The sequence below is a fragment of the Streptococcus mitis subsp. hohhotensis genome (genome assembly GCF_000722775.1).
Lineage (GTDB): Bacteria > Bacillota > Bacilli > Lactobacillales > Streptococcaceae > Streptococcus > Streptococcus carlssonii.
Window position 1 is genome coordinate 65,146 of sequence record NZ_JPFZ01000007.1, and the last position, 25,112, is coordinate 90,257.

Here is a 25,112-nt window from a genome sequence, read left to right on the forward strand (position 1 = left end):
CCAAATAGCGATTCCAAAGTCTGATTATCATGAGCTAGTAGAGGGAGGAAGGGATAGCGAAATCGTGGCTCTACGAACAGAAAGAGCATAGAAAGTTGTATACAGTTTTGAAGTCTTTTGCCTGTTTTACTAGTTTTATACCGAAAATATACACACTATCTCCGATATATATATATATATATATCAAATAAAGCAATTTGCTGATTTTATTACTATTTTTGGCGTGGTTCGATTTACGGAAATATCAATGTTATATAGCCTTATACATAGAATTGAATAATAAAAATTTTTTATAATGAGCTTATATTGAGTTGACTTAATATATTCAAAGAAGTAGAATATAATTAGGGAAAAATACCTTTTTAGAAGAAGGAGTTAAATATGTTTTTTAGAAGACAAAAAGGTGAATATAGAGAGACGGATCGTGTGACCCGTTTCAAGTTGATCAAGTCAGGTAAGCATTGGTTGCGTGCCTCGACCTCTCAATTTGGACTCTTTAAAGTTTTGCGTGGTGGTGTAGATGCTGCTCAGGTAACAACTGAAGTTATCGAAGAGCAATCAGCAAATACACTAACAGGATTGGATATCCTGAAAGGGATAGCCGCAGCAGGGACGGTACTTGGAGGAGCAGTTGCAACACAAACAACTGTTTATGCCAACGACGCTCTAGAAAAGACAGTAGAGTCAAATCAAACACTTGCGAATACAGACACAGTAACTTTGGGAACAGTAAAAGATCAGGAGGGGGCTCAAGCCGACAGCTTATCAGTTTCTGTCAGCCAAAGCCAATCCTTGTCTGAGGAAGCTTCCAAGAATGCAAGTAAGCATCTTTCAGAAAGTGAAAGCCAATCAGTAAGTACTTCCACAAGTGCTTCTGTATCTGCAAGTACGTCAGCATCAACAAGTGCTGTAGCCTCTGCATCTGCAAGTACATCAGCTTTAGTAAGTGCTTCTCAATCACAAGCTGGAGTAACTTCTGAACTTGCAAAACCAGTAGCATCAGAAACAGCTTCAAACAAAGAGACATCTGTTCGTAAGGAAGATGCAGCTAATGCGACAGCTGGCGCAGCTCTTTCAAAAGTTATCACTGAAAGCCTCGCATCTCTACAAGCAGTCGAAACTCGTTTGAGTCAAATCACATCAACGACTTCAAGTTTGGTGGATACGACGACAACAGCTGCCGTAGCGACTACAGTATCTGCTGAGAGCAACAAGAAAGCTCAAGAAGACCGCAAACGTCTATCTAAAATCTCAGCGACTATGGGTGAATACCTCGCTAAGTCTATCGGTCTGCCAAATACAGAAGCAGCGGTTGCTAAGGTTAATGCAGCTGTAACAGCTATCGAAGAAGCGCTGAAAAATCCGAATGCTGACTTGACAGATGTTATCAAGCAAGCTACATCTGCGCAAAACTCAATCGTTAACGCTGTTCTCCGTGCTAATAACGGTAAACGTAGCGCCTTAAATGGTAAAGCAATGGAGAGAGGGGCTAATTTTAGGGTTGCACCAGGTGGGGCAACTGAAAATGATCCTACCAGTGCAAATTATGGTTTCTCCACAGCTACAGTTGGATATGTAGTAACGAAAAATGATGCAACTGCCCATTCATCTGCAGCTCGCAATATATATAAAGAAGGAACCTATCTTTATGCTACGCAAGGGAGACAGGCGAATAATGAGCCACCGGGCAGAGCGAATGTTCCTACACGTGTTGAGGTTAGGACAATCAAGGATCAGGTGTATATGACTTCTACCAGACATGGAAATACGACCGATTGGGAAGTTACTTTCAATGATGGTGGTGAACAACACGATAATCCGTTTTTCTACTTTACAGTTCCCAAAGGGCATACTGTTACACATATGGAGGTCCTTAGAAAAGATAGTGCCAATGCTAAATGGCAAACTTTGGCTAATAGTAATGGACATCAAGCATTCTTAGATATAGATAAAGGAAACGGTAACTATCGCCCTGCTATAGGTAATGCTTGGAATAACCAAGGTGGTTATTATTATGACAATGTAGCTGGTGTCGGACCAGGAGGGGTAGGAAGAGGTAATCTTACGAGTCTAAGAGATTTTGCCTTTAATAATCCAGAAGTCTATTATCAGACAGATAAAATATCAGATATTACTAAAGAATCGGGAGATTTTGCCTTTGATAGCATTGAAAATGCTACAGCAAATATTTATGCTCTTCACCCTAAGGGAAGTCTCCAAAGAGGTGGTTATAAAATCAAATACACCACTACGAGTTCGGACGATACCAATGATTTTTATATGGCTGGATTCCGATCTTTGGAAAATTCGCGCCATAAAAATTACCTTCAAATGAATGGCTCGAATGATAGATATGTATTAAAATTGAAAAGTGGTATCAAAAACACTTTTTTGAAACATGGTAGATTGGGAGATTTAGTTAACGGGCCTTATATTGGTAGAATAGCCAATGCTTATGATAGACATACAAAGACAGAGACGGCTATCCCAGAGTTATCACCTGGTGAAACTGTTACTTATTCTATTAAAGGTAGGAGGGATAATTCTACTTGGATTCAATATCGTGGTAATACCAAAAGTGTCCCATTTTCTAAGGGAACAGCCGAATTGACAATATCAGTTCCTAAAGTTGGAACTCGTACGCTTCCATTTAGAATTGTTACTCAGTCTGATGTTTATGAACCTGTGATTGATAAGACAGTGACGACGGCTACTGTTTTAAAGGGAAAAAATATTAATCCTGTATCTGTTATCCAGCGAATTGATGATAAATCTCGAGATATCCAAGGATTTGCACTACCTGATGACATGAATGATTATAATCGGGAGATTAATGGAGGAGGAAACGCTGCTAGAGTTCTTCCAAACACCGAATCAGGAACAGGTAGTAATCTAAGTCGTTTAAACGTTAAGAATGTTGAATGGGTTGGCGGTAGTAACGAAATTGGTTCAGGAATAGGGGAAAATATGGCTGTTAAAGCCAGGGTTGATGGGAAAGACGTTTACTTATCTGTACCTGATAATATGGATATCTCACGACTGGGAGATGAACTGACTAATGCAGATAAGCAGGCGATTCTTAAGTACCATGATTTAGATGGAAAAGCACAAATTACTGGAACTAAAATAGGATTGACTAAGCAACTTAAGACTATTTATAAAGATGATGAGGGTGGCGACTCTGTCGATATCTCAGAAGTTTTCTTTGAAAATGTTGCTAAGGCTACGGCTACAGCTCCTCATGTCGATCCTAAGAGTGATGGTAGTGTAGTTGTTCGTCCTGAAGTAAACAATGATAGGGTAAATATATCCTATACACCGACTACATCGACGACCACTAACACTCCTACTCAAATTACGATTAAAAAATCTGGAACTGCATGGGAAAGTACTGATCCTCTTCCAACTGGGGTGACATTAAATAAAAGTAATGGTCACTTGACTATCTCTGAAGAGGCGGTTAAAGATAAAACAGATGTAACAGCTACATCTTATAACTTCAACTCAGATGGAGCTGTAACCAGAGCTACTGCAAAGGCACCGTATAAAGCCAAAACAGATCGCTTTTATGCCGTGGAAGGTGAGGATAAGAATCAACTCAACGCTCGTGACTTTGTTGTAGATGGTGATGGTGGAGCACTACCTCAAGGGACAAGTGTTAAGTGGAAAGATAGCAGCCTAGATTTATCAACTCCTGGTCAGAGAAAAGCAACCTTGCTCGTTACCAAAGGAAGTGAGACTAAGGAAATTGAGTATGACTATACGGTTCATCCAAAAATTAAAGCGAGAACTGAAAATGAAGTCACAGGTAAGTTCTTTGCATTTAAAGGAACGCAAGGATCAGACCTTGGTAAAGTCGGCGGAGGACAATGGGCTAATCCATATGGTAGAAATATAGAGGGATATACAAATCTCAATGATTTGAAGGCTGAAAGTAGAGAGGTTAAATGGTTCTATAAGTATCGTTTAAATGGTACAGATACGGAGAAAACAACTACTGTTGGCAGAGACACGTTTGGTGAAGTATGGTATACAACCAAGGAGAATAAAAGTTGGCCGGATCCTGTAAGTCACAAGACGACCTATACTGTGACAGCTGTCTATCCAACAGGTCGCTTTGGAGCTGAGTCGGATCCTACTCGTGCTTTGAAGAGCGAAACAACATTTGACTATACGGTAGTTGATCCGGTAGCTAAGAAAGTTTATGAGACAACAGTTGGGAATATAACTCCTTTGAGTGAGATTATTCAGGATCCAGGCAAGGCGATTAAGAATTCTAGGGATGGTGTGCCGATTCCAGATGGTCCGACAGCTGCAACTAAGACCACTTACAGCTGGGTATCTGCACCAGATGCTAGCACAGTAAGTACTCCAGGTATCAAAAAGGCAGATGTCACAGTTACCTTGCCAAAAGGAGCGCAAACTAAGGAAAATAGTCATGAAATCGTTCCTGTAACCATCAAAGTTAGACCAAACCCACCACAAATCGCAAATGATCAAGTGAAACTACAAGGTGGTCTGCCAAATCGTAGTATTACAGTGACAGATGTCATACCAGGAGCAACAGTCGCTTTAACCATTGGTACCGAAATCTTTACTAAAAAATCTACTGGAACAAGTGTGACATTTGAACAGTCTGATTTGAAACGGGTTACTGATACCAATAATGGTTTGTTGCCTACAGGCGATGTAACGGTTAAACAAAGTAAGGAATTTGATAATCCAGTAACAGGTCAAAAGGAAACGTTGGAATCAGATGTAAGAACAGTTGCAATTACAGCTGAAACTGAAAAGCCACATGTAAGCTACAAAGTCACAATCGATGGTAAAGAGCCTAAGAAAGATAGTAAGGATTACTACTTGTTCTACGCAGGTGATAACATCAAGGTTGAATTTAGCGCTACTGACAATAGTGGAAAATTGAAAAAAGTGACCTTTAACCAAGGGGCTAATGAGTTAACGAATTTCTTTAATGACACTACCAATACGTATGGAAGTGGTGATGTACCTAAAATCGAAAGCATTGTAAATCAAGATCAAACAACAAGGGCAACGATAGGTAAAGTTAAAGATGATTTAACATATGATTCAGGGCATAAATGGACGCGACAAATTAAGGCAGTAGATCCAAGTGGTAATGAAAGTGATACCAACCTAGCTGAAGCGAAATTTGGTATTCAACAAGGACGTTTGGCGGATAAATTCCGAGGGGAACAGCCAACAGATGCAGTTGTAGTTGCCAACCCAAACTCCTTGACAGAGCCAGAACGTGCTAAGATTCTTGCGGCAGTGAAGGCAGCTAATCCTAAAGATACGAATCGTATTAAAGATGGAGATGAAGGCTATAGAATATCAACAGATGGTACCGTAACAATCACTTATAAGGATGGTACTTCTACTACGGTTCCACCAAAGGTAAAATATGGTGTTGAGAAAGTAGCAGATAAGTTTTATGCAATTAGTGACGAAACCGTAGCAAGTCTAAATCCAAAGGATTTTGTTCGTGGAGTGGGGAATCAACCTTTACCAGCAGGAACAACTGTTACGTGGAAGAAAGGAAGTGAGCCGACATTTACTGTAGGAGAAAATCGTACTGCGAAGTTGGTAGTTACCTATCCAGATAAGCGTCAACAGCCGGATGAAATTGAGTATAATTATACTGTTTATGAAAAACTGCAAACATTCACAAGAAACGGATTTAAAGGCAAGTTTTATGCTTTTAAAGCCAATCAAGGTAATGAACGTATAACTGGTGGCAACTGGGCAAATAATGTTGGGCGTGATTCTTATTTGTATACCAATGTTGATAAACTTCCTGCAGGTACTAAATGGTCTTATAAATATCAGTTAAATAATACAGGAGAAGAGAAAACAACTCCTATCGCTACTGATAAATTTGGTAATGTATGGCATACCACTGTGGAAACAAATCCGGAAAATCAACCCACAAGCCACCATACGACATATACAGTAAAAGCGGTTTATCCTACAGGCCGTTTTGGAACTGTGTCATCTAGTAATCCAGCATTAACACGTGAGGCAACTTTTGAGTATACGGTAGTTGATCCAGTAGCTAAGAAAATTTATGAGACAACAGTTGGGAATAAGGCTCCATTAGCAGATATTATTGCTACCCCAGGTAATGCAATTGTAAATTCAACAAATAGTGTAACCATACCAAGAGATACAACATATGAGTGGTTAGATTTAGATGCTGATACTATCGTTTCAGCTCCAGGTGTGTATGTAAGAAATGTCAAAATGATTTTGCCTGAAAGTACTACGAAGCCAGAATCTGATCCTCAGTATGTTCCAGGTAGAAATAGTGAACATGTTCCTATAACGATTAAGGTGAAACCAAAAACACCACAAATCGCAGATGATCAAGTGAAACTACAAGGTGGCCTGCCGAATCGTAGTATCACAGTGACAGATGTGACACCAGGTGCGACAGTGACCTTGACGATTGGTAATCAGATAATCAAGAAAGAGGTTCCAGCTGGCGCAACAAGTGTTACATTTACCCCACCTATTAATCCAAGTTCACCGAATAAAAATAATGGTGAAATAGATTACACAGCCTTTCCTAATGGAGTGCTTCCCACAGGTGAGATTACTGTGAAGCAGGAAAAAGAAGTGACTCTCCCAGGTGGCGGTAAGGAAACATTAACTTCTGGAGTAACTACGAAAGAAATCACTAAGGAAACAGAAGCGCCAAAAGTTACTGTTAAGGTTCAAGTTCTTCGTGATGGCAAGTGGGTAGATGCTCCTAAAGATTCACAGGGAAGAAATAAAATCTATGCGGGTGACCAGTTCCGTGTTAGAGTTGAAACTTGGGATAATAGTGGAAAAGTTACTCATATAGAAGCTTGGAACAATGAGACTAATGAACAGTTGAACTATGTTACAAGAAATGTAATTGATCATTCTACAGGAGGGATTGCTAATCAAAGAACAAATAAATTAACAGATGCGTCTCAAGCACAGCCTTATACTCATAATTTAACGAGTGATGGAACTTATAATGCTAATCAAGTATTTAATCCAAGCAAAGATTATACTAATACTGCAACACCAGATAATGATGATACACCCAATATTTGGACACGTTTTGCAAGGGTTAAAGATTTGTCTGGCAATTTAAAGGTTGAAAAGTATGTCATTGTACAAGCTCCGTTGAGTGAGAAATATACTCCGAATTCTCCAGTAATTCAGGTGGAAAATCTTACTACACCAACAGAAGCTGATAAGAAAAAGATTCGTAAGGCGATTGAAGATGCGAATCCTAATATGCAGATAAAAACTGTCTCTGTAGGTAGAGATGGTACGGTCACAGTTACCTATAATGATGATACGACGGATATATTTAAGCCGAAATTATCTGACTCGGATTACAGATCGCAAAGTGCCTCAACAAGCGCGGTAGCATCTACCTCAGCAAGCACAAGCGCAGTAGCCTCTACATCAGCAAGTACTAGCGCCGTAGCGTCTACCTCAGCATCAACAAGTGCGGTAGCATCTACATCAGCAAGCACAAGCGCAGTAGCATCTACATCAGCAAGCACAAGTGCGGTAGCGTCTACCTCAGCAAGCACAAGCGCCGTAGCCTCTACATCAGCATCAACAAGTGCGGTAGCCTCTACATCAGCAAGCACTAGCGCAGTAGCATCTACATCAGCAAGCACAAGTGCGGTAGCGTCTACCTCAGCGTCAACAAGTGCGGTAGCCTCTACCTCAGCAAGCACAAGTGCAGTAGCCTCTACATCAGCGTCAACAAGCGCTGTAGCGTCTACGTCAGCATCAACAAGTGCCGTAGCGTCTACCTCAGCATCAACAAGTGCTGTAGCGTCTACCTCAGCATCAACAAGTGCGGTAGCTTCTACATCAGCAAGTACTAGCGCCGTAGCGTCTACCTCAGCGTCAACAAGTGCCGTAGCCTCTACATCAGCAAGCACAAGTGCGGTAGCCTCTACATCAGCGTCAACAAGTGCAGTAGCGTCTACATCAGCAAGCACAAGTGCAGTAGCGTCTACATCAGCATCAACAAGTGCGGTAGCCTCTACATCAGCAAGCACAAGCGCAGTAGCCTCTACATCAGCATCAACAAGCGCTGTAGCGTCTACCTCAGCGTCAACAAGTGCAGTAGCGTCTACCTCAGCGTCAACAAGTGCCGTAGCATCTACCTCAGCAAGCACAAGTGCCGTAGCCTCTACATCAGCAAGCACAAGCGCCGTAGCGTCTACCTCAGCGTCAACAAGTGCCGTAGCCTCTACCTCAGCAAGCACAAGCGCCGTAGCGTCTACATCAGCATCAACAAGTGCCGTAGCGTCTACCTCAGCAAGCACAAGCGCTGTAGCCTCTACCTCAGCATCAACAAGTGCGGTAGCGTCTACTTCAGCGTCAACAAGTGCCGTAGCGTCTACGTCAGCAAGCACAAGCGCCGTAGCGTCTACATCAGCAAGCACAAGCGCCGTAGCGTCTACCTCAGCGTCAACTAGCGCCGTAGCGTCTACCTCAGCGTCAACAAGCGCGGTAGCATCTACGTCAGCAAGCACAAGCGCCGTAGCGTCTACATCAGCATCAACAAGTGCCGTAGCGTCTACCTCAGCAAGCACAAGCGCTGTAGCCTCTACCTCAGCATCAACAAGTGCGGTAGCGTCTACGTCAGCAAGCACAAGCGCTGTAGCGTCTACCTCAGCAAGCACAAGCGCAGTAGCCTCTACCTCAGCAAGCACAAGTGCGGTAGCGTCTACCTCAGCATCAACAAGTGCCGTAGCATCTACGTCAGCAAGCACAAGCGCTGTAGCGTCTACCTCAGCAAGCACAAGCGCCGTAGCGTCTACCTCAGCGTCAACAAGCGCCGTAGCATCTACGTCAGCAAGTACAAGCGCTGTAGCGTCTACCTCAGCATCAACAAGTGCGGTAGCGTCTACGTCAGCAAGCACAAGCGCGGTAGCGTCTACGTCAGCAAGCACAAGCGCCGTAGCATCTACATCAGCATCGACTAGCGCCGTAGCGTCTACCTCAGCAAGCACAAGCGCGGTAGCCTCTACCTCAGCGTCAACAAGTGCGGTAGCCTCTACCTCAGCGTCAACAAGTGCGGTAGCCTCTACATCAGCGTCAACAAGCGCAGTAGCGTCTACGTCAGCATCAACAAGTGCCGTAGCGTCTACGTCAGCAAGCACAAGTGCTGTAGCGTCTACCTCAGCAAGTACAAGCGCTGTAGCGTCTACGTCAGCAAGCACAAGTGCAGTAGCCTCTACATCAGCAAGCACAAGTGCTGTAGCATCTACCTCAGCATCAACAAGTGCCGTAGCGTCTACCTCAGCGTCAACAAGTGCGGTAGCCTCTACCTCAGCAAGCACAAGCGCAGTAGCATCTACTTCAGCGTCAACAAGTGCTGTAGCGTCTACCTCAGCATCAACAAGTGCCGTAGCGTCTACATCAGCAAGTACAAGTGCCGTAGCCTCTACATCAGCAAGCACAAGCGCAGTAGCCTCTACATCAGCATCAACAAGTGCGGTAGCCTCTACATCAGCAAGCACAAGCGCAGTAGCATCTACATCAGCAAGCACAAGTGCGGTAGCGTCTACCTCAGCGTCAACAAGTGCGGTAGCGTCTACGTCAGCAAGCACAAGCGCCGTAGCCTCTACCTCAGCGTCAACAAGCGCCGTAGCGTCTACATCAGCATCAACAAGTGCGGTAGCCTCTACATCAGCAAGCACTAGCGCCGTAGCCTCTACCTCAGCCAGCACAAGCGCTGTAGCATCTACATCAGCAAGTACTAGCGCCGTAGCCTCTACATCAGCAAGCACAAGCGCCGTAGCGTCTACATCAGCAAGCACAAGCGCTGTAGCGTCTACATCAGCATCAACAAGTGCGGTAGCCTCTACCTCAGCAAGCACAAGCGCAGTAGCGTCTACGTCAGCATCAACAAGTGCGGTAGCGTCTACGTCAGCAAGCACAAGCGCGGTAGCGTCTACGTCAGCAAGCACAAGCGCCGTAGCATCTACATCAGCATCGACTAGCGCCGTAGCGTCTACCTCAGCAAGCACAAGCGCGGTAGCCTCTACCTCAGCGTCAACAAGTGCGGTAGCCTCTACCTCAGCAAGCACAAGTGCAGTAGCCTCACTTCAGCGTCAACAAGTGCCGTAGCCTCTACCTCAGCATCAACAAGTGCGGTAGCCTCTACATCAGCATCAACAAGTGCCGTAGCGTCTACATCAGCAAGCACTAGCGCAGTAGCATCTACATCAGCATCAACAAGTGCGGTAGCGTCTACATCAGCAAGCACAAGCGCTGTAGCATCTACCTCAGCAAGCACAAGCGCTGTAGCATCTACATCAGCAAGCACAAGCGCTGTAGCTTCTACCTCAGCGTCAACAAGTGCGGTAGCCTCTACGTCAGCCTCAACAAGTGCAGTAGCGTCTACCTCAGCATCAACAAGTGCAGTAGCGTCTACCTCAGCGTCAACAAGTGCTGTAGCATCTACCTCAGCGTCAACAAGTGCTGTAGCATCTACCTCAGCGTCAACAAGTGCGGTAGCGTCTACATCAGCAAGCACAAGCGCTGTAGCATCTACTTCAGCGTCAACAAGTGCCGTAGCGTCTACCTCAGCATCAACAAGTGCAGTAGCGTCTACGTCAGCATCAACAAGTGCGGTAGCTTCTACCTCAGCCAGCACAAGCGCAGTAGCGTCTACCTCAGCATCAACAAGTGCTGTAGCGTCTACATCAGCAAGCACAAGCGCTGTAGCATCTACCTCAGCAAGCACAAGCGCTGTAGCATCTACATCAGCAAGCACAAGTGCGGTAGCTTCTACATCAGCATCAACAAGCGCGGTAGCCTCTACATCAGCCTCAACAAGCGCAGTAGCGTCTACATCAGCCTCAACAAGTGCCGTAGCATCTACCTCAGCATCGACTAGCGCCGTAGCATCTACATCAGCAAGCACAAGTGCTGTAGCTTCTACATCAGCAAGCACAAGCGCAGTAGCGTCTACGTCAGCATCAACAAGTGCGGTAGCATCTACGTCAGCGTCAACAAGTGCGGTAGCGTCTACGTCAGCGTCAACAAGTGCGGTAGCGTCTACGTCAGCATCGACTAGCGCAGTAGCGTCTACCTCAGCGTCAACAAGCGCTGTAGCCTCTACCTCAGCATCAACAAGTGCAGTAGCGTCTACCTCAGCATCAACAAGTGCCGTAGCCTCTACATCAGCAAGTACTAGTGCAGTAGCCTCTACATCAGCGTCAACAAGTGCGGTAGCGTCTACGTCAGCATCGACTAGCGCAGTAGCGTCTACCTCAGCGTCAACAAGCGCTGTAGCATCTACATCAGCAAGTACTAGTGCAGTAGCCTCTACATCAGCAAGTACTAGCGCTGTAGCGTCTACATCAGCATCAACAAGTGCCGTAGCGTCTACCTCAGCATCAACAAGCGCTGTAGCGTCTACGTCAGCATCGACTAGCGCTGTAGCGTCTACCTCAGCGTCAACAAGCGCAGTAGCGTCTACGTCAGCATCAACAAGTGCCGTAGCCTCTACATCAGCAAGTACTAGTGCAGTAGCGTCTACCTCAGCGTCAACAAGTGCCGTAGCGTCTACCTCAGCATCAACAAGTGCCGTAGCGTCTACCTCAGCATCAACAAGCGCTGTAGCGTCTACCTCAGCGTCAACAAGTGCCGTAGCCTCTACGTCAGCCAGCACAAGCGCCGTAGCCTCTACCTCAGCCTCAACAAGTGCAGTAGCATCTACATCAGCCAGCACAAGCGCGGTAGCGTCTACCTCAGCCAGCACAAGCGCTGTAGCCTCTACCTCAGCCAGCACAAGCGCAGTAGCGTCTACCTCAGCGTCAACAAGCGCCGTAGCGTCTACATCAGCAAGCACAAGTGCTGTAGCGTCTACCTCAGCAAGTACTAGCGCCGTAGCGTCTACCTCAGCAAGCACAAGTGCCGTAGCATCTACCTCAGCGTCAACAAGTGCCGTAGCGTCTACATCAGCAAGTACTAGCGCTGTAGCATCTACATCAGCATCAACAAGTATGTCAGTTCCGGATAGTACTGATAAACCGAACTTTAGTTTGAGTGACAGTGCTTCGCAATCAACGAGTCTAAGCGTGTCAGTCTCAACATCAGTGTCTATGTCGACTTCGACAAGTACGTCGCTTTCAGGTTTAGCTTCTGAAAGTGCTTCGACGTCAATCTCGCTTGTAGAATCAAATGTTGGTCATTCGACTTCACACGTTGGAAATGGTGCCGGATCGACAGATAAGTCAAGACAGCAGTTGCCAAATACAGGTACAGAAGCTTCCAAATCATCTGTACTCCTAGGTGTTTTGACTGCTGTAACCGGTCTAGGTCTGATTGCGAAACGCCGCAAACGGGATGATGAAGAAGAAATGTAAACAATCTTTCTGTAGCAGACTTCTCTACGGATAGATGTTTGAAAAAGTGGCTGGAACAAAAGTTTGGCCCATAAGAAAAAGTGAACAAAACTAGTTTTCTGGAAATCAGAATTCAGTTTAGTTCACTTTTTTATTTTATGGAAAATTGAAACTACAACAGTACACAAAGGCTACTAAAACATTTCTAGAAATTAATAATCCTTTCCTGATCGGTTTGTTCATATCTTTTTTTCATCCACAATAAATAAGAAATCCTACAATCCCAATAATAAAAATCGAATATCTCATCCTTGCTTCAAAGGTAAGCTAAGGTTGCTATTTTTTAGCTATGTATGGTTCATCTATTCAATAAAAATATACAAACATCTTAGCGATAATGATATGAAACAAAATTAATTTTTTGGATTATGTATTTTTGGAAAATTTTTTGTTTAAAATACAATATAGTTAATATTATATTAAAATCAACCTCAAACAAAATACTTATAAAATAAACTATTTTATAATAATGGTTAGGAAATCGCATCCAACGTCTTGTAACAAAAATTTAATATTTCGGAATCTTGAAACATAAAAACGCTTAAAAATTGGACTTTGTTTCTATGAAAACGTTTAAAATGGTTATTTTTCTAATATTTATAAAAAACGGTATATTTGCCTATAATATCCATATAAAATACTTTTTTTTTAGGTAAAAATGTTTTGAAAGTTATTGAATTAACTGCATTTGAAGTGTATAATATAGATTGGTATTTTATTGATAAATACACATAAATTTAATTGGAAAGGAATCTAAAAAATGTTTTTTAGACGCCAAGAAGGTGAATATAGAGAAACGGATCGTGTGACCCGTTTCAAGTTGATTAAGTCGGGTAAGCATTGGTTGCGTGCCTCGACCTCTCAATTTGGTCTCTTTAAAGTCCTGCGTGGTGGTGTAGATGCTGCTCAGGTAACAACTGAAGTAATCGAAGAGCAATCATCAAATACACTAACAGGATTGGATATCCTGAAAGGGATAGCCGCAGCAGGGACGGTGTTTGGAGGAGCAGTTGCAACACAAACAACTGTTTATGCCAACGACGCTCTTGAAAAGACAGTAGAGTCAAATCAAACACTTGCGAATACAGACACGGTAACTTTGGGAACAGTAAAAGATCAGGAGGGGGCTCAAGCCGACAGCCTATCAGTTTCTGTCAGCCAAAGCCAATCCTTGTCTGAGGAAGCTTCCAAGAATGCAAGTAAGCATCTTTCAGAAAGTGAAAGCCAATCTGTAAGTACTTCAACAAGTGTAAGTACATCGGCAAGCGCATCAGCCTCAACAAGTGCTGTAGCGTCTACATCGGCAAGTACATCGGCTGTAACAAGTGCTTCTCAATCACAAGCTGGAGCAACTTCTGAACTTGCAAAACCAGCAACATCAGAGACAGCTTCAAACAAAGAGACATCTGTTCGTAAGGAAGATGCAGCTAACGCAACAGCTGATGCAGCTCTTTCAAAAGTTATCACTGATAGCCTCGCATCTCTACAAGCAGTTGAAACTCGTTTGAGCCAAATCACATCAACGACTTCAAGTTTGGTGGATACAACGACAACAGCTGCCGTAGCGACTACTGTATCTGCTGAGAGCAACAAGAAAGCACAAGAAGACCGCAAACGTCTATCTAAAATCTCAGCGACTATGGGTGAATACCTCGCTAAGTCTATCGGTCTGCCAAATACAGAAGCAGCGGTTGCTAAGGTGAATGCTGCTGTAACAGCTATCGAAGAAGCATTGAAAACTCCAAATGCTGACTTGACAGATGTTATCAAGCAAGCCACATCTGCGCAAAACTCAATCGTTAACGCTGTGCTACGTGCCCACAATGGTAAACGTAGCCATCTCAATGGTAAGCAAATGGCACGGGGAGTGCATTTGCTAGCTCGTAACCCACAGCTTGGAAGTAATGCTATTAACCATTTTGTAGAGGATCGTGGTAACGGGGAAAAGGTAACCTACTTGACTTCTGGTGAGAGTGACAGTGTGAAGGCTCGTGTTGAACACGAGACCTTTATGAAAGCCACTCCTAAGTTTGATAGCAACGGGAAAGTAACGTCTATCGTCTGGACAGTCATGACCAACCCTGCCCAAACAATGAATAGAACGCAAAATACGCAGTGGTTCCAGATTCCAACTGAAGTCAATATGCCGACTGAAATCTATAGAACGACATATACTAGACGAGTGACAGGACAAGCGAATGCTGATTTTGCAAATCTGCCTGTATCTAACAATCCTGCAGAATTCCCTACTGAGTATAAAAATAATGACAGAAATGGTTCTGTCGAAGTAATCCGTAATTTTGACAAAGTTTCTCTTAACAACGGAGACCAACAATTTAACTTGCTCAAAAAGGTTGCTGCCCACAGTACGCAGGGCTGGGGTGGAGTATATAAAACTCTCTGGGAACAACATGTTAAAGACAAGATTATCTGGAGCAATGACCCTAGAACGATATATAAGCATGTCGATGTAGGGGATCAGGGACGTGTCTCTGTCATGCGTTTTGAAACCACAGTTCCTACTAATGTTACAAATGCTCAGTTGAGAGATATGACCTTCCTCTATGGTCAGGGGACACAAGCCACATCTTGGGCAGGTTCTGCAGCTCATAAGAACCCATTGAAATTGACAGTGCAGCAGGCCTATCCGTTTGCAGCACGTGATGGTGGAACATATATCGTAAATCAGGTTGATGCACCATATAATACATCTGAGTTTAATAAGGCTGGATTGAAATGGTGGTACTCAAATAATGATCCAAACCAAGCCTATGTTGACCCTAACCAGTACTTAGTACATCCAGGTACCCAAGACTATTCTGGTAAAAAAGGACCAGATGGCACTAAGATAGAGTTCTATCAGGGAAATAACCTTGTTGCAAAAAATCAAATTGGTCGTACTCCGGGAGTATTTGAATACAACATCCGTCGTGTCTTCCCTAATAATGAAGGAACGCTAAATACACCAGTTAAGTTTGTTGTGAAACCAAAAACTCCAGAAATCACAACAACTTTACAAGAAAATGTATCGTCTCAAACCATCACGGTAGCAAATGCAACTCCAAACAAAAAAGTTGAACTTTATAAAAATAATACCTTACTAACGAGCACTACTGCCAATGCGCAAGGGGTTGCTACCTTTAGCAATGTCCAAATGGCAAATAATGATAGCTTTAAGGCTAAGGTGAAAATTGAGAACCAACCTTCTTATATTGAAAAAAATACAACGAAGAATTATGTAGAATCTGAGTTTAGTAATGCCGTCACAGCTCGCTTTACAGATACAGAAAAGCCAAAGATTACGACAATCGTAGCCAACAAGGGTGCTAAGGTAGATACTGCTAATCCTCGTAAGATTCTCGTTTATCGTGAAGAAGAGATTGATGTCGATATCAAGTTGACGGATAACCTTAAACGACTAGATAAGATCAAAGTTCGTGGCAATGGAGCCAACGCAACAGCTCCTAGTGGCAAATTTGAGACAAATGATATTGTTGATGATTCAAAACAAACAGTGATGAATTTCACGACAAATCAAAACAGACTTGGTCAAGAAAATAATGCAACGGATACACAACCAAGTGTTGTGAAATTGACAGGTCATGTCGGAAAAGCCTATACAGGTAATTCAGGTTCATGGACTCGTTATGTAGCAGGTTATGACCACGTTGGTTTGACAAATGATGCTGGTACGGACAATGATAGCAATGCTGCCAAAATCATAGTTGAATACCGTGCGCAAGCAGAGAAGTACACACCAACAGCTGCTACTCAAAACGTAGATATTAAAGCAGATGGTCGTGTTCGTTTTGATAATCCTGAAACTTATATCACCAACCGTTCAAGTCTCCCAACTAACGGAACAACAGCTGGGACTAAGACAACCTATGCTTGGGCTGATGCTGAACCAACAAACTGGACAGCAGGTCAACATACACGTGATATTATAGTCACTTACCCAGATGGTTCAACAGATAGAGTTACAGTACAGTTTAACGCTCGTGATAATATTGCACCGAATGTAACAGTTCAAGGGAAAACACTTCCTACAACTCGTCCTACTGAATCGGATGCACCGCTCTTTACAGTCTATCGTGGCGCTACCTTTAACCCAATCGTTAAAGCTTGGGATAACTCAGGTAAGTTGACTAAATTGCAGGTTAAAAATCTACCAGGTGGTGTGACATCAGGAAACTTTACCGAGCAAAATGGTAAAACAGAAAGCAACCAGTATTCTGGACGTCTGATTAATGGAACAGTAAATGATAATCAAGCGCTTGGTACTCACATAGCTGAAGTTGTCGTATCGGATGGAACAACTGAAGTAACTCGTTACATGAAGTACCGTATTGTTGATGTTGTTCCTAAAAACTTGGACACTAATGGTGAAGTCTATAAAAACATGGGTGATAAGCTTGGAGATGCCCACTACTATATTGGAACGACAAGCAATGGTAACCTAGAGGATGATAAATACTTCCCAGGTGGAATGAACTTCGATAAGTGGAAAAATGCTCAAAGGGGAGATGCTACTAGAGAAGACTTAATTAATACAAACCCTGGTAAATGGACTTACAATGCTATCGCTACCTTCCCTGATGATACAAAGGATGAAGCGAGTACAACTCGAACAACCTTTACACCGAGTGAAAAAGAAGTTCGAGTTGGATTTGTATTAAAACCAAGTAGACCAGAGATTACTCCTCTCCTAAACGGTGATGTGACTGTTGCGCCTAAAACATCTGAGACCACAGTCAATCGTATGGAAATTACTTATACACCAACAGGTTCTTCAACGAACAAGACCTTGACTGCTAGAAAAGCATCAAATGGTACCTGGTCCTTGAATGAAACGCCATCAGGTGTGACAATTAACCCTTCAACTGGTGTCGTAAGTCTCCCAGAGAGAGTGACTAAGGATGGTTCAACGCTTAGTGCATTCACTTATACGTCGGATAATCGTGCCAGTGATGAATCCTCAACTCGTTTGGTAGTAGATAAAGAAGCTCCAGTTATCACAGCGACAAATGGTACTGCTACAACAGGTGAGAACGTGGATATTCCATTGACAGTTGTGGATACGGGTGTTGGTCTTGCCGATACAAATGGTGTTGTGATTACAGGTCTTCCTGCAGGTTTGAGCTATTCAAATGGTAAAATCACAGGTACAACAACAGCTCCGGCGGGTAGTTATCCAGTAACAATCGTTGCTAAAGATAAACTAGGAAACTCAAATGCTAAGAATCCGACAAGGATTACCATCACTGTTCAAACTCAAGCAAGTAAGTACAATGTCACAACTAAAAACAATGGTAACTTCTATGCGGTTCAAGATGAAGATGTTGCGAACTTAATTCCGAGAGACTTCGTCAATGGTACTATTCCAGAAACAGCTAAAGTCACATGGAAAACAGCACCAACGACAGGTGATGTTGGTTCAGGGAAAACAGCAGTCCTTACCATCACTTACCCAGATCGTTCTACAAAAGACTTAAACTACACTTACCAAGTCTATCCAAAACTGGAAACTAAGACGAATAACGGTCAAACAGGTAACTTCCATGCCTTCAAGAACTATAACCGTATTGGTGGACATACTTCAGTTTATACAAATATGGGGGTTAACACAGGTTTCAACAACCCTGATATTCCTATGAAATGGGAGTACTCATACCGCCTAAACAATGAGGGTGCTGAACGTAAGTCTACAGGAAACAATCCAACCTTTAGTTCAGTTTGGCATACAGAAGATAAAGATCCTGAAAACCAAACACACAAGACAAGATACACATTGAATGCTACCTATCCAACTGGTCGTTTCGGTGCAGTATCTGCAGACAATCCTGCCTTGACAACTTCAACGCAATGGGATTATGCCGTTTATGAGTATACTAAAGCAAAAGATGTGTTTGAAACAACCCAAGGAGATCTTGCTGGTCTGGGTTCAATAGTGGAAACACCAAAAGATGCTACAAAACCTACAGATGGTCGTACAGAGGTACCAGAGGGTACGACATTCGTGTGGCATAATGGAGAAAAACCAGATAACACAACTGTTGCAAATCCTGGTTTTTCTATCCATCGAATAAGTATGACATTGCCGGGTGACTCAAGTAATACAGTGCATACACTTCCAGTAGATAGAGAAGTGAAGGTTCTAGTGAAAGTCAATCCTAAGACACCGGTTATCGTAGAAAATACAATCTCTGAAAAAGGTGGTTTGCCAAATCAATCTATTCAGATTAATAATGTTGTTCCAGGTGCAACAGTTAACCTTACAATTGCTGGTAAAACAATCACTAAGACAGCTGGACCTAACGCTACAAGTGTAACCTTTGATGCTACTGACTTACAACCAGTCTATGCAGCTAATAATGGTCTTCTTCCTGTAGGGGATATCACTGTTAATCAGGCAGTTACACGTCGTGATCCTAGCGATAATACAGATAAGGTATTGACCTCTGCAACAGCAAGTGGAACGATTACTCGTGAAACGGAAGCTCCAGTAGCTCAGGATACAGTTGTAGAAGTCTGGGATGAAAAGACGAAAACATGGAATGCTGTACCGAAGTCTACAGATGCAAGTGGTCTTGTGACACATACCTTCTATGCAGGTGATAAACTCCGCTTTACAACCAAGTTCACAGATAACAGTAGTAAGATTGCGAATACTGTCGTAAGACAAGGTTCAAACACAGCATCAGCAACAGATAACGTCCTACATAGTACTTGGGGAACTGCTGCGCCAAATAATATTACAACAGTTACACCAGCTACTGCAACATCACCAGCAACAGTTGTACAAGAAGGAACAGTTAGGGCTGATCTTCAACATACTGAAGGTCAACACGTTACTCGTGCCATTGTCGCAGAAGATGTAGTTGGAAACCGTTCTGAGGGAAGCCGCTTCCGTCTGAAACAAGGTAAATTGGCTGAGAAATACCCAGGTGTAGATCCAACGACTAAGTTTGTCGTTGCAGATGCAGCAAACTTGACACCAGAAGAAAAAGCGCAAGTATTTGCAGCGATTAAGGCAGCTAACCCACAAACAGATAGAAAAATTACAAACTACACTCAAAATGAAAATGGTTCTGTAACCATTACTTATGCAGATGGTACGACAAATACAGTTCAACCAAACGTTAAATATGGTGTAGAAAAAGTTTCTGATAGATTCTATGCTATTAGTGATGAAACATTGGCAGACTTGGATCTAAGAAAATTTGTACGTGGAGTAGGAAATAAAGCCTTACCTGATAATACGCAAGTCACTTGGAAAACAGGAAGTGAGCCAACGTTTGATGTGCTTGGAGAACGTACAGCAACCTTATTGGTGACACATCCAGACGGAACAACGGATGAAATTCCTTATAACTACACAATTTATCCAAAAGTTGAGACGCATACAAATAACGGTTTGACAGGTGAGTTTGAAATCAATAAAGGCTGGAACCACATGGGTGGCCATACTCAAGTTTATACAAACTTGAATGATCCTGCCTTCCCTTCAGGAACAAACTGGTCTTATCGTTACAACACAGAACAGGGCGCTACAGAAACAACGGCTAATAGACCAACCTTTAGTGCGATTTGGAATAATGATAAATTAGGTAAAGAAACTTATACTGTGAAAGCGACATACGGTGTCAGTCGTTTTGGAACTATTACACCAGAAAACACAGTGCTTTCTAGTGAGGTTTCCTTTAACTACACTGTATTAGAATATACTGCTAAGCAGGTATTTGAAACAACAGTTGGTGACACAGCCCCTCTTGCAAGCATTATTGCAAATGCCAAGGAAGCTGTTAAGCCAGTTGATGGAAGTCCAGAAGCTCTTGCTCCTACTGGATTTGAATGGAATACTAATCAAACTCCAGATGCAGCAGCGGTGGCGAATCCGGGTTATGTGACAAGAAATGTCAAGATGACTTTGAGAGATTCTAGTGGTAAAACAAGAGATATTAATATCCCTGTAACTATCAAAGTCAACCTAACAACACCACAAATTGCAGATGATCAAGTAACAAATACAGGTGGTCTTCCAAATCGTAGTATTACTGTGACAAATGTGACACCAGGTGCAACAGTAACCTTGAGAATAGGAAGTAAGGAAATTCCGAAGACAGTACCAGCTGGTGCTACAAGTGTCGCATTTGGAGCAGATGAATTAGCAGATAGTAACGGTCTGCTTCCAACAGGAAACGTAACGGTTACACAAACTAAAGTTGTTACAAATCCTGAAGGAAATCCAGAAACTCTTAGCACATCAACGACTAAAGAAATTACTAAGGAAAACGAAAAACCAAAAGTAGAAGTTGTTCTGCAAGTCAAGGATGGGAATAATTGGGTTGATCGACCTAAGACAGCTGTTCGTGATAGTGCTACTGACGAAGAGAGACGTTCTGCTCAAGGATATGAACTTTACGCCGGGGATGAATATCGCTTTGTTGTGAAAGCTACGGATAACAGTGGTAAGGTTCGTAGTCTAGAAGTATGGGATGGTCGTACTGTCCAAGATAACATGACAACACGTAATCATAATTCTAATGGAACGATTAACAATCCCCCTGCTGGAGTTCCGATAACAGCTACTGCTACGGATCCAGCTACGTTGACAATTAATGGTAAGTACAACGAAAACCAACCCTATTTATCAGGTAATCTTTGGACGCGTCAGATTCGTACAAAAGACTTTTCTGAAAATACGAATAATGATACTACATTTAAGGTTGTTCAAGGGAAATTAAGTGAAAAATTCCCAGGTAAAGCGCCAGCACAGGTTCAAGTAAGCAATGCGACAACCTTGTCTCCAGAGGATAAACAAAAGATTCTTGCAGCGGTTAAGGGTTCAAATCCACAAGAAGATAATCGTATTAGTGGTTATGACTTTAAAGATAATGGTGCTGTATCAAATGGTAAAGTAAAAGTAGTTATTACTTACAAAGATGGTACATCGAACGTAGTAGAAGTACCAGTATCGGATTCTGTACATAAATCTGAACAAGCATCTACCTCAGCCTCAACAAGCGCTGTAGCCTCTACATCAGCAAGCACAAGTGCGGTAGCCTCTACCTCAGCATCAACAAGTACTGTAGCGTCTACCTCAGCAAGCACAAGTGCGATAGCTTCTACATCAGCAAGCACAAGCGCTGTAGCCTCTACATCAGCATCAACAAGCGCCGTAGCGTCTACATCAGCAAGCACAAGCGCTGTAGCGTCTACATCAGCATCAACAAGTGCCGTAGCGTCTACATCAGCAAGCACAAGCGCAGTAGCCTCTACTTCAGCGTCAACAAGTGCAGTAGCGTCTACATCAGCAAGCACTAGCGCTGTAGCCTCTACATCAGCATCAACAAGTGCGGTAGCCTCTACATCAGCAAGCACAAGCGCTGTAGCATCTACCTCAGCGTCAACAAGCGCAGTAGCGTCTACCTCAGCAAGTACTAGCGCAGTAGCGTCTACATCAGCAAGCACAAGCGCTGTAGCATCTACGTCAGCAAGTACAAGCGCAGTAGCATCTACGTCAGCAAGTACTAGCGCGGTAGCCTCTACATCAGCGTCAACAAGTGCCGTAGCGTCTACATCAGCAAGCACAAGCGCAGTAGCCTCTACATCAGCATCAACAAGTGCGGTAGCCTCTACATCAGCGTCAACAAGTGCAGTAGCCTCTACATCAGCAAGTACAAGCGCGGTAGCCTCTACATCAGCATCAACAAGTGCGGTAGCCTCTACATCAGCATCAACAAGTGCCGTAGCGTCTACATCAGCAAGTACTAGCGCGGTAGCCTCTACATCAGCAAGTACTAGCGCGGTAGCCTCTACTTCAGCATCAACCAGTGCGGTAGCCTCTACTTCAGCGTCAACAAGTGCGGTAGCCTCTACCTCAGCATCAACAAGTGCGGTAGCGTCTACCTCAGCGTCAACAAGTGCGGTAGCCTCTACATCAGCAAGTACAAGCGCAGTAGCATCTACATCAGCAAGCACAAGTGCGGTAGCGTCTACCTCAGCAAGCACAAGCGCCGTAGCCTCTACATCAGCATCAACAAGTGCGGTAGCCTCTACATCAGCAAGCACTAGCGCAGTAGCATCTACATCAGCAAGCACAAGTGCGGTAGCGTCTACCTCAGCGTCAACAAGTGCTGTAGCGTCTACGTCAGCAAGCACAAGCGCCGTAGCCTCTACCTCAGCGTCAACAAGCGCCGTAGCGTCTACCTCAGCGTCAACAAGTGCGGTAGCCTCTACCTCAGCAAGCACAAGCGCAGTAGCGTCTACATCAGCGTCAACAAGCGCCGTAGCGTCTACATCAGCAAGTACAAGTGCGGTAGCGTCTACATCAGCGTCAACAAGCGCCGTAGCGTCTACCTCAGCAAGTACAAGTGCGGTAGCTTCTACATCAGCAAGTACAAGTGCCGTAGCGTCTACATCAGCCTCAACAAGCGCCGTAGCGTCTACATCAGCCTCAACAAGTGCCGTAGCCTCTACATCAGCCTCAACAAGTGCGGTAGCCTCTACATCAGCAAGCACAAGCGCTGTAGCCTCTACATCAGCAAGCACAAGCGCCGTAGCCTCTACATCAGCATCAACAAGTGCGGTAGCCTCTACATCAGCATCAACAAGTGCGGTAGCCTCTACATCAGCAAGCACTAGCGCCGTAGCCTCTACCTCAGCCAGCACAAGCGCTGTAGCATCTACATCAGCAAGTACTAGCGCAGTAGCCTCTACATCAGCAAGCATAAGCGCCGTAGCGTCTACATCAGCAAGCACAAGCGCTGTAGCGTCTACATCAGCAAGCACAAGCGCCGTAGCGTCTACATCAGCAAGCACAAGCGCAGTAGCGTCTACCTCAGCGTCAACAAGTGCTGTAGCGTCTACGTCAGCAAGCACAAGCGCCGTAGCCTCTACCTCAGCGTCAACAAGCGCCGTAGCGTCTACCTCAGCGTCAACAAGTGCGGTAGCCTCTACCTCAGCAAGCACAAGCGCAGTAGCGTCTACCTCAGCGTCAACAAGTGCCGTAGCGTCTACATCAGCAAGCACAAGCGCAGTAGCATCTACATCAGCATCAACAAGTGCGGTAGCCTCTACATCAGCATCAACAAGTGCGGTAGCCTCTACTTCAGCGTCAACAAGTGCGGTAGCCTCTACCTCAGCAAGCACAAGCGCGGTAGCATCTACCTCAGCAAGCACAAGTGCTGTAGCCTCTACATCAGCGTCAACAAGCGCAGTAGCGTCTACGTCAGCAAGCACAAGCGCAGTAGCGTCTACGTCAGCAAGCACAAGTGCTGTAGCGTCTACCTCAGCAAGTACAAGCGCTGTAGCGTCTACGTCAGCAAGCACAAGTGCTGTAGCGTCTACGTCAGCAAGTACAAGTGCCGTAGCGTCTACGTCAGCAAGTACAAGTGCAGTAGCATCTACCTCAGCAAGCACAAGTGCCGTAGCATCTACATCAGCAAGCACTAGCGCTGTAGCCTCTACATCAGCAAGTACTAGCGCCGTAGCGTCTACCTCATCGTCAACAAGTGCCGTAGCCTCTACTTCAGCAAGCACAAGCGCCGTAGCGTCTACCTCAGCATCAACAAGTGCGGTAGCCTCTACCTCAGCATCAACAAGTGCCGTAGCGTCTACCTCAGCGTCAACAAGTGCCGTAGCATCTACCTCAGCATCAACAAGTGCCGTAGCCTCTACCTCAGCAAGCACAAGTGCCGTAGCCTCTACCTCAGCAAGCACAAGCGCGGTAGCATCTACCTCAGCAAGCACAAGTGCAGTAGCCTCTACATCAGCGTCAACAAGCGCTGTAGCGTCTACCTCAGCGTCAACAAGTGCAAGCACGTCAGCAAGTCAATCGACTTCAACAAGTATGTCAGTTCCGGATAGTACTGATAAACCAGACTTTAGTTTGAGTGATAGTGCTTCGCAGTCAGCAAGTCTAAGCACGTCAGTCTCAACATCGGTATCTATGTCTATTTCAACAAGTACATCAGTCTCAGAATCAGTTTCAACAAGTTCAAGCACACCAGCCTCTGAGTCTGAGTCAACAAGTGCATCTGCATCAATAGACACAGTATCTTCTGAAACACCATCAGAATCAACAGGTAAGTCAAGACAGCAATTGCCAAATACAGGTACAGAAGCTTCCAGAACATCTGCGCTTCTAGGAGCTTTGGCAGCTGTAACTGGTTTAGGTTTATTTGCGAAACGCCGTAAACGTGATAATGAAGAAGAAATGTAAACAATCTGCTTATCTCATATTTGATTGGCGATAGATGTGTCTATCGAGTTTGGACAAAAAAGTCTGTAAAATCATAAAAACGCATATTATCAGGTGTTCAAAAACTTGATAGTATGCGTTTTATTGTGAAAATATTTCCTTTCTTTTCGGATGGAATTGAGTTTCCCAGCCTTGTGTTTGTATAGTCGGTTAAAAAATTGAGTACGAAAAACTACTTCATAAAAGTATTGATAGATTATACACTTCGAAAATCTCTTCAAATCACGTCAACGTCGCCTTGACGTAGGTATGGTTACTGACTTCGTCAGTTCTATCTGCAACCTCAAAGTAGTGCTTTGAGCAACCTGCGGCTAGTTTGCTCTTTGTCATTGAGTATTAGTGGACTTTTCTTGCACTGTTTTGATCTTTTATTTCCTTCGATTATATATTAGAGAGGATTAGTAGAA

At 43.9% G+C, this 25,112-nt stretch carries 4 protein-coding genes; 3 read left to right on the top strand and 1 reads right to left on the bottom strand.

Translation table 11 applies throughout. The annotated features are described in order from the left end of the window. The first annotated feature begins 381 nt into the window (after positions 1–381). On the top strand, positions 382–10,155 hold the full coding sequence (locus tag SK608_RS12030) for an accessory Sec-dependent serine-rich glycoprotein adhesin (RefSeq protein ID WP_160165260.1): 9,774 nt from the start codon (positions 382–384) through the stop codon (positions 10,153–10,155). On the opposite strand, the gene SK608_RS12035 is transcribed toward SK608_RS12030, so the two are convergent. After that, on the bottom strand, positions 10,100–11,944 hold the full coding sequence (locus SK608_RS12035; protein WP_265182485.1) for a hypothetical protein: 1,845 nt from the start codon (positions 11,942–11,944) through the stop codon (positions 10,100–10,102). The two genes, SK608_RS12030 and SK608_RS12035, sit on opposite strands and share 56 nt — an antisense overlap. Positions 11,945–12,038: 94 nt before the next feature. On the opposite strand from SK608_RS12035, the gene SK608_RS12040 reads away from it, so the two are divergent. Then, the gene (locus tag SK608_RS12040) at positions 12,039–12,401 is read left to right on the top strand and encodes an LPXTG cell wall anchor domain-containing protein (protein WP_265182486.1); all 363 of its coding nucleotides are present in this window, start codon (positions 12,039–12,041) and stop codon (positions 12,399–12,401) included. A gap of 799 nt (positions 12,402–13,200) precedes the next feature. Continuing rightward, on the top strand, positions 13,201–24,666 hold the full coding sequence (locus tag SK608_RS11955) for an accessory Sec-dependent serine-rich glycoprotein adhesin (protein ID WP_033675988.1): 11,466 nt from the start codon (positions 13,201–13,203) through the stop codon (positions 24,664–24,666). Positions 24,667–25,112 lie beyond the last annotated feature (446 nt).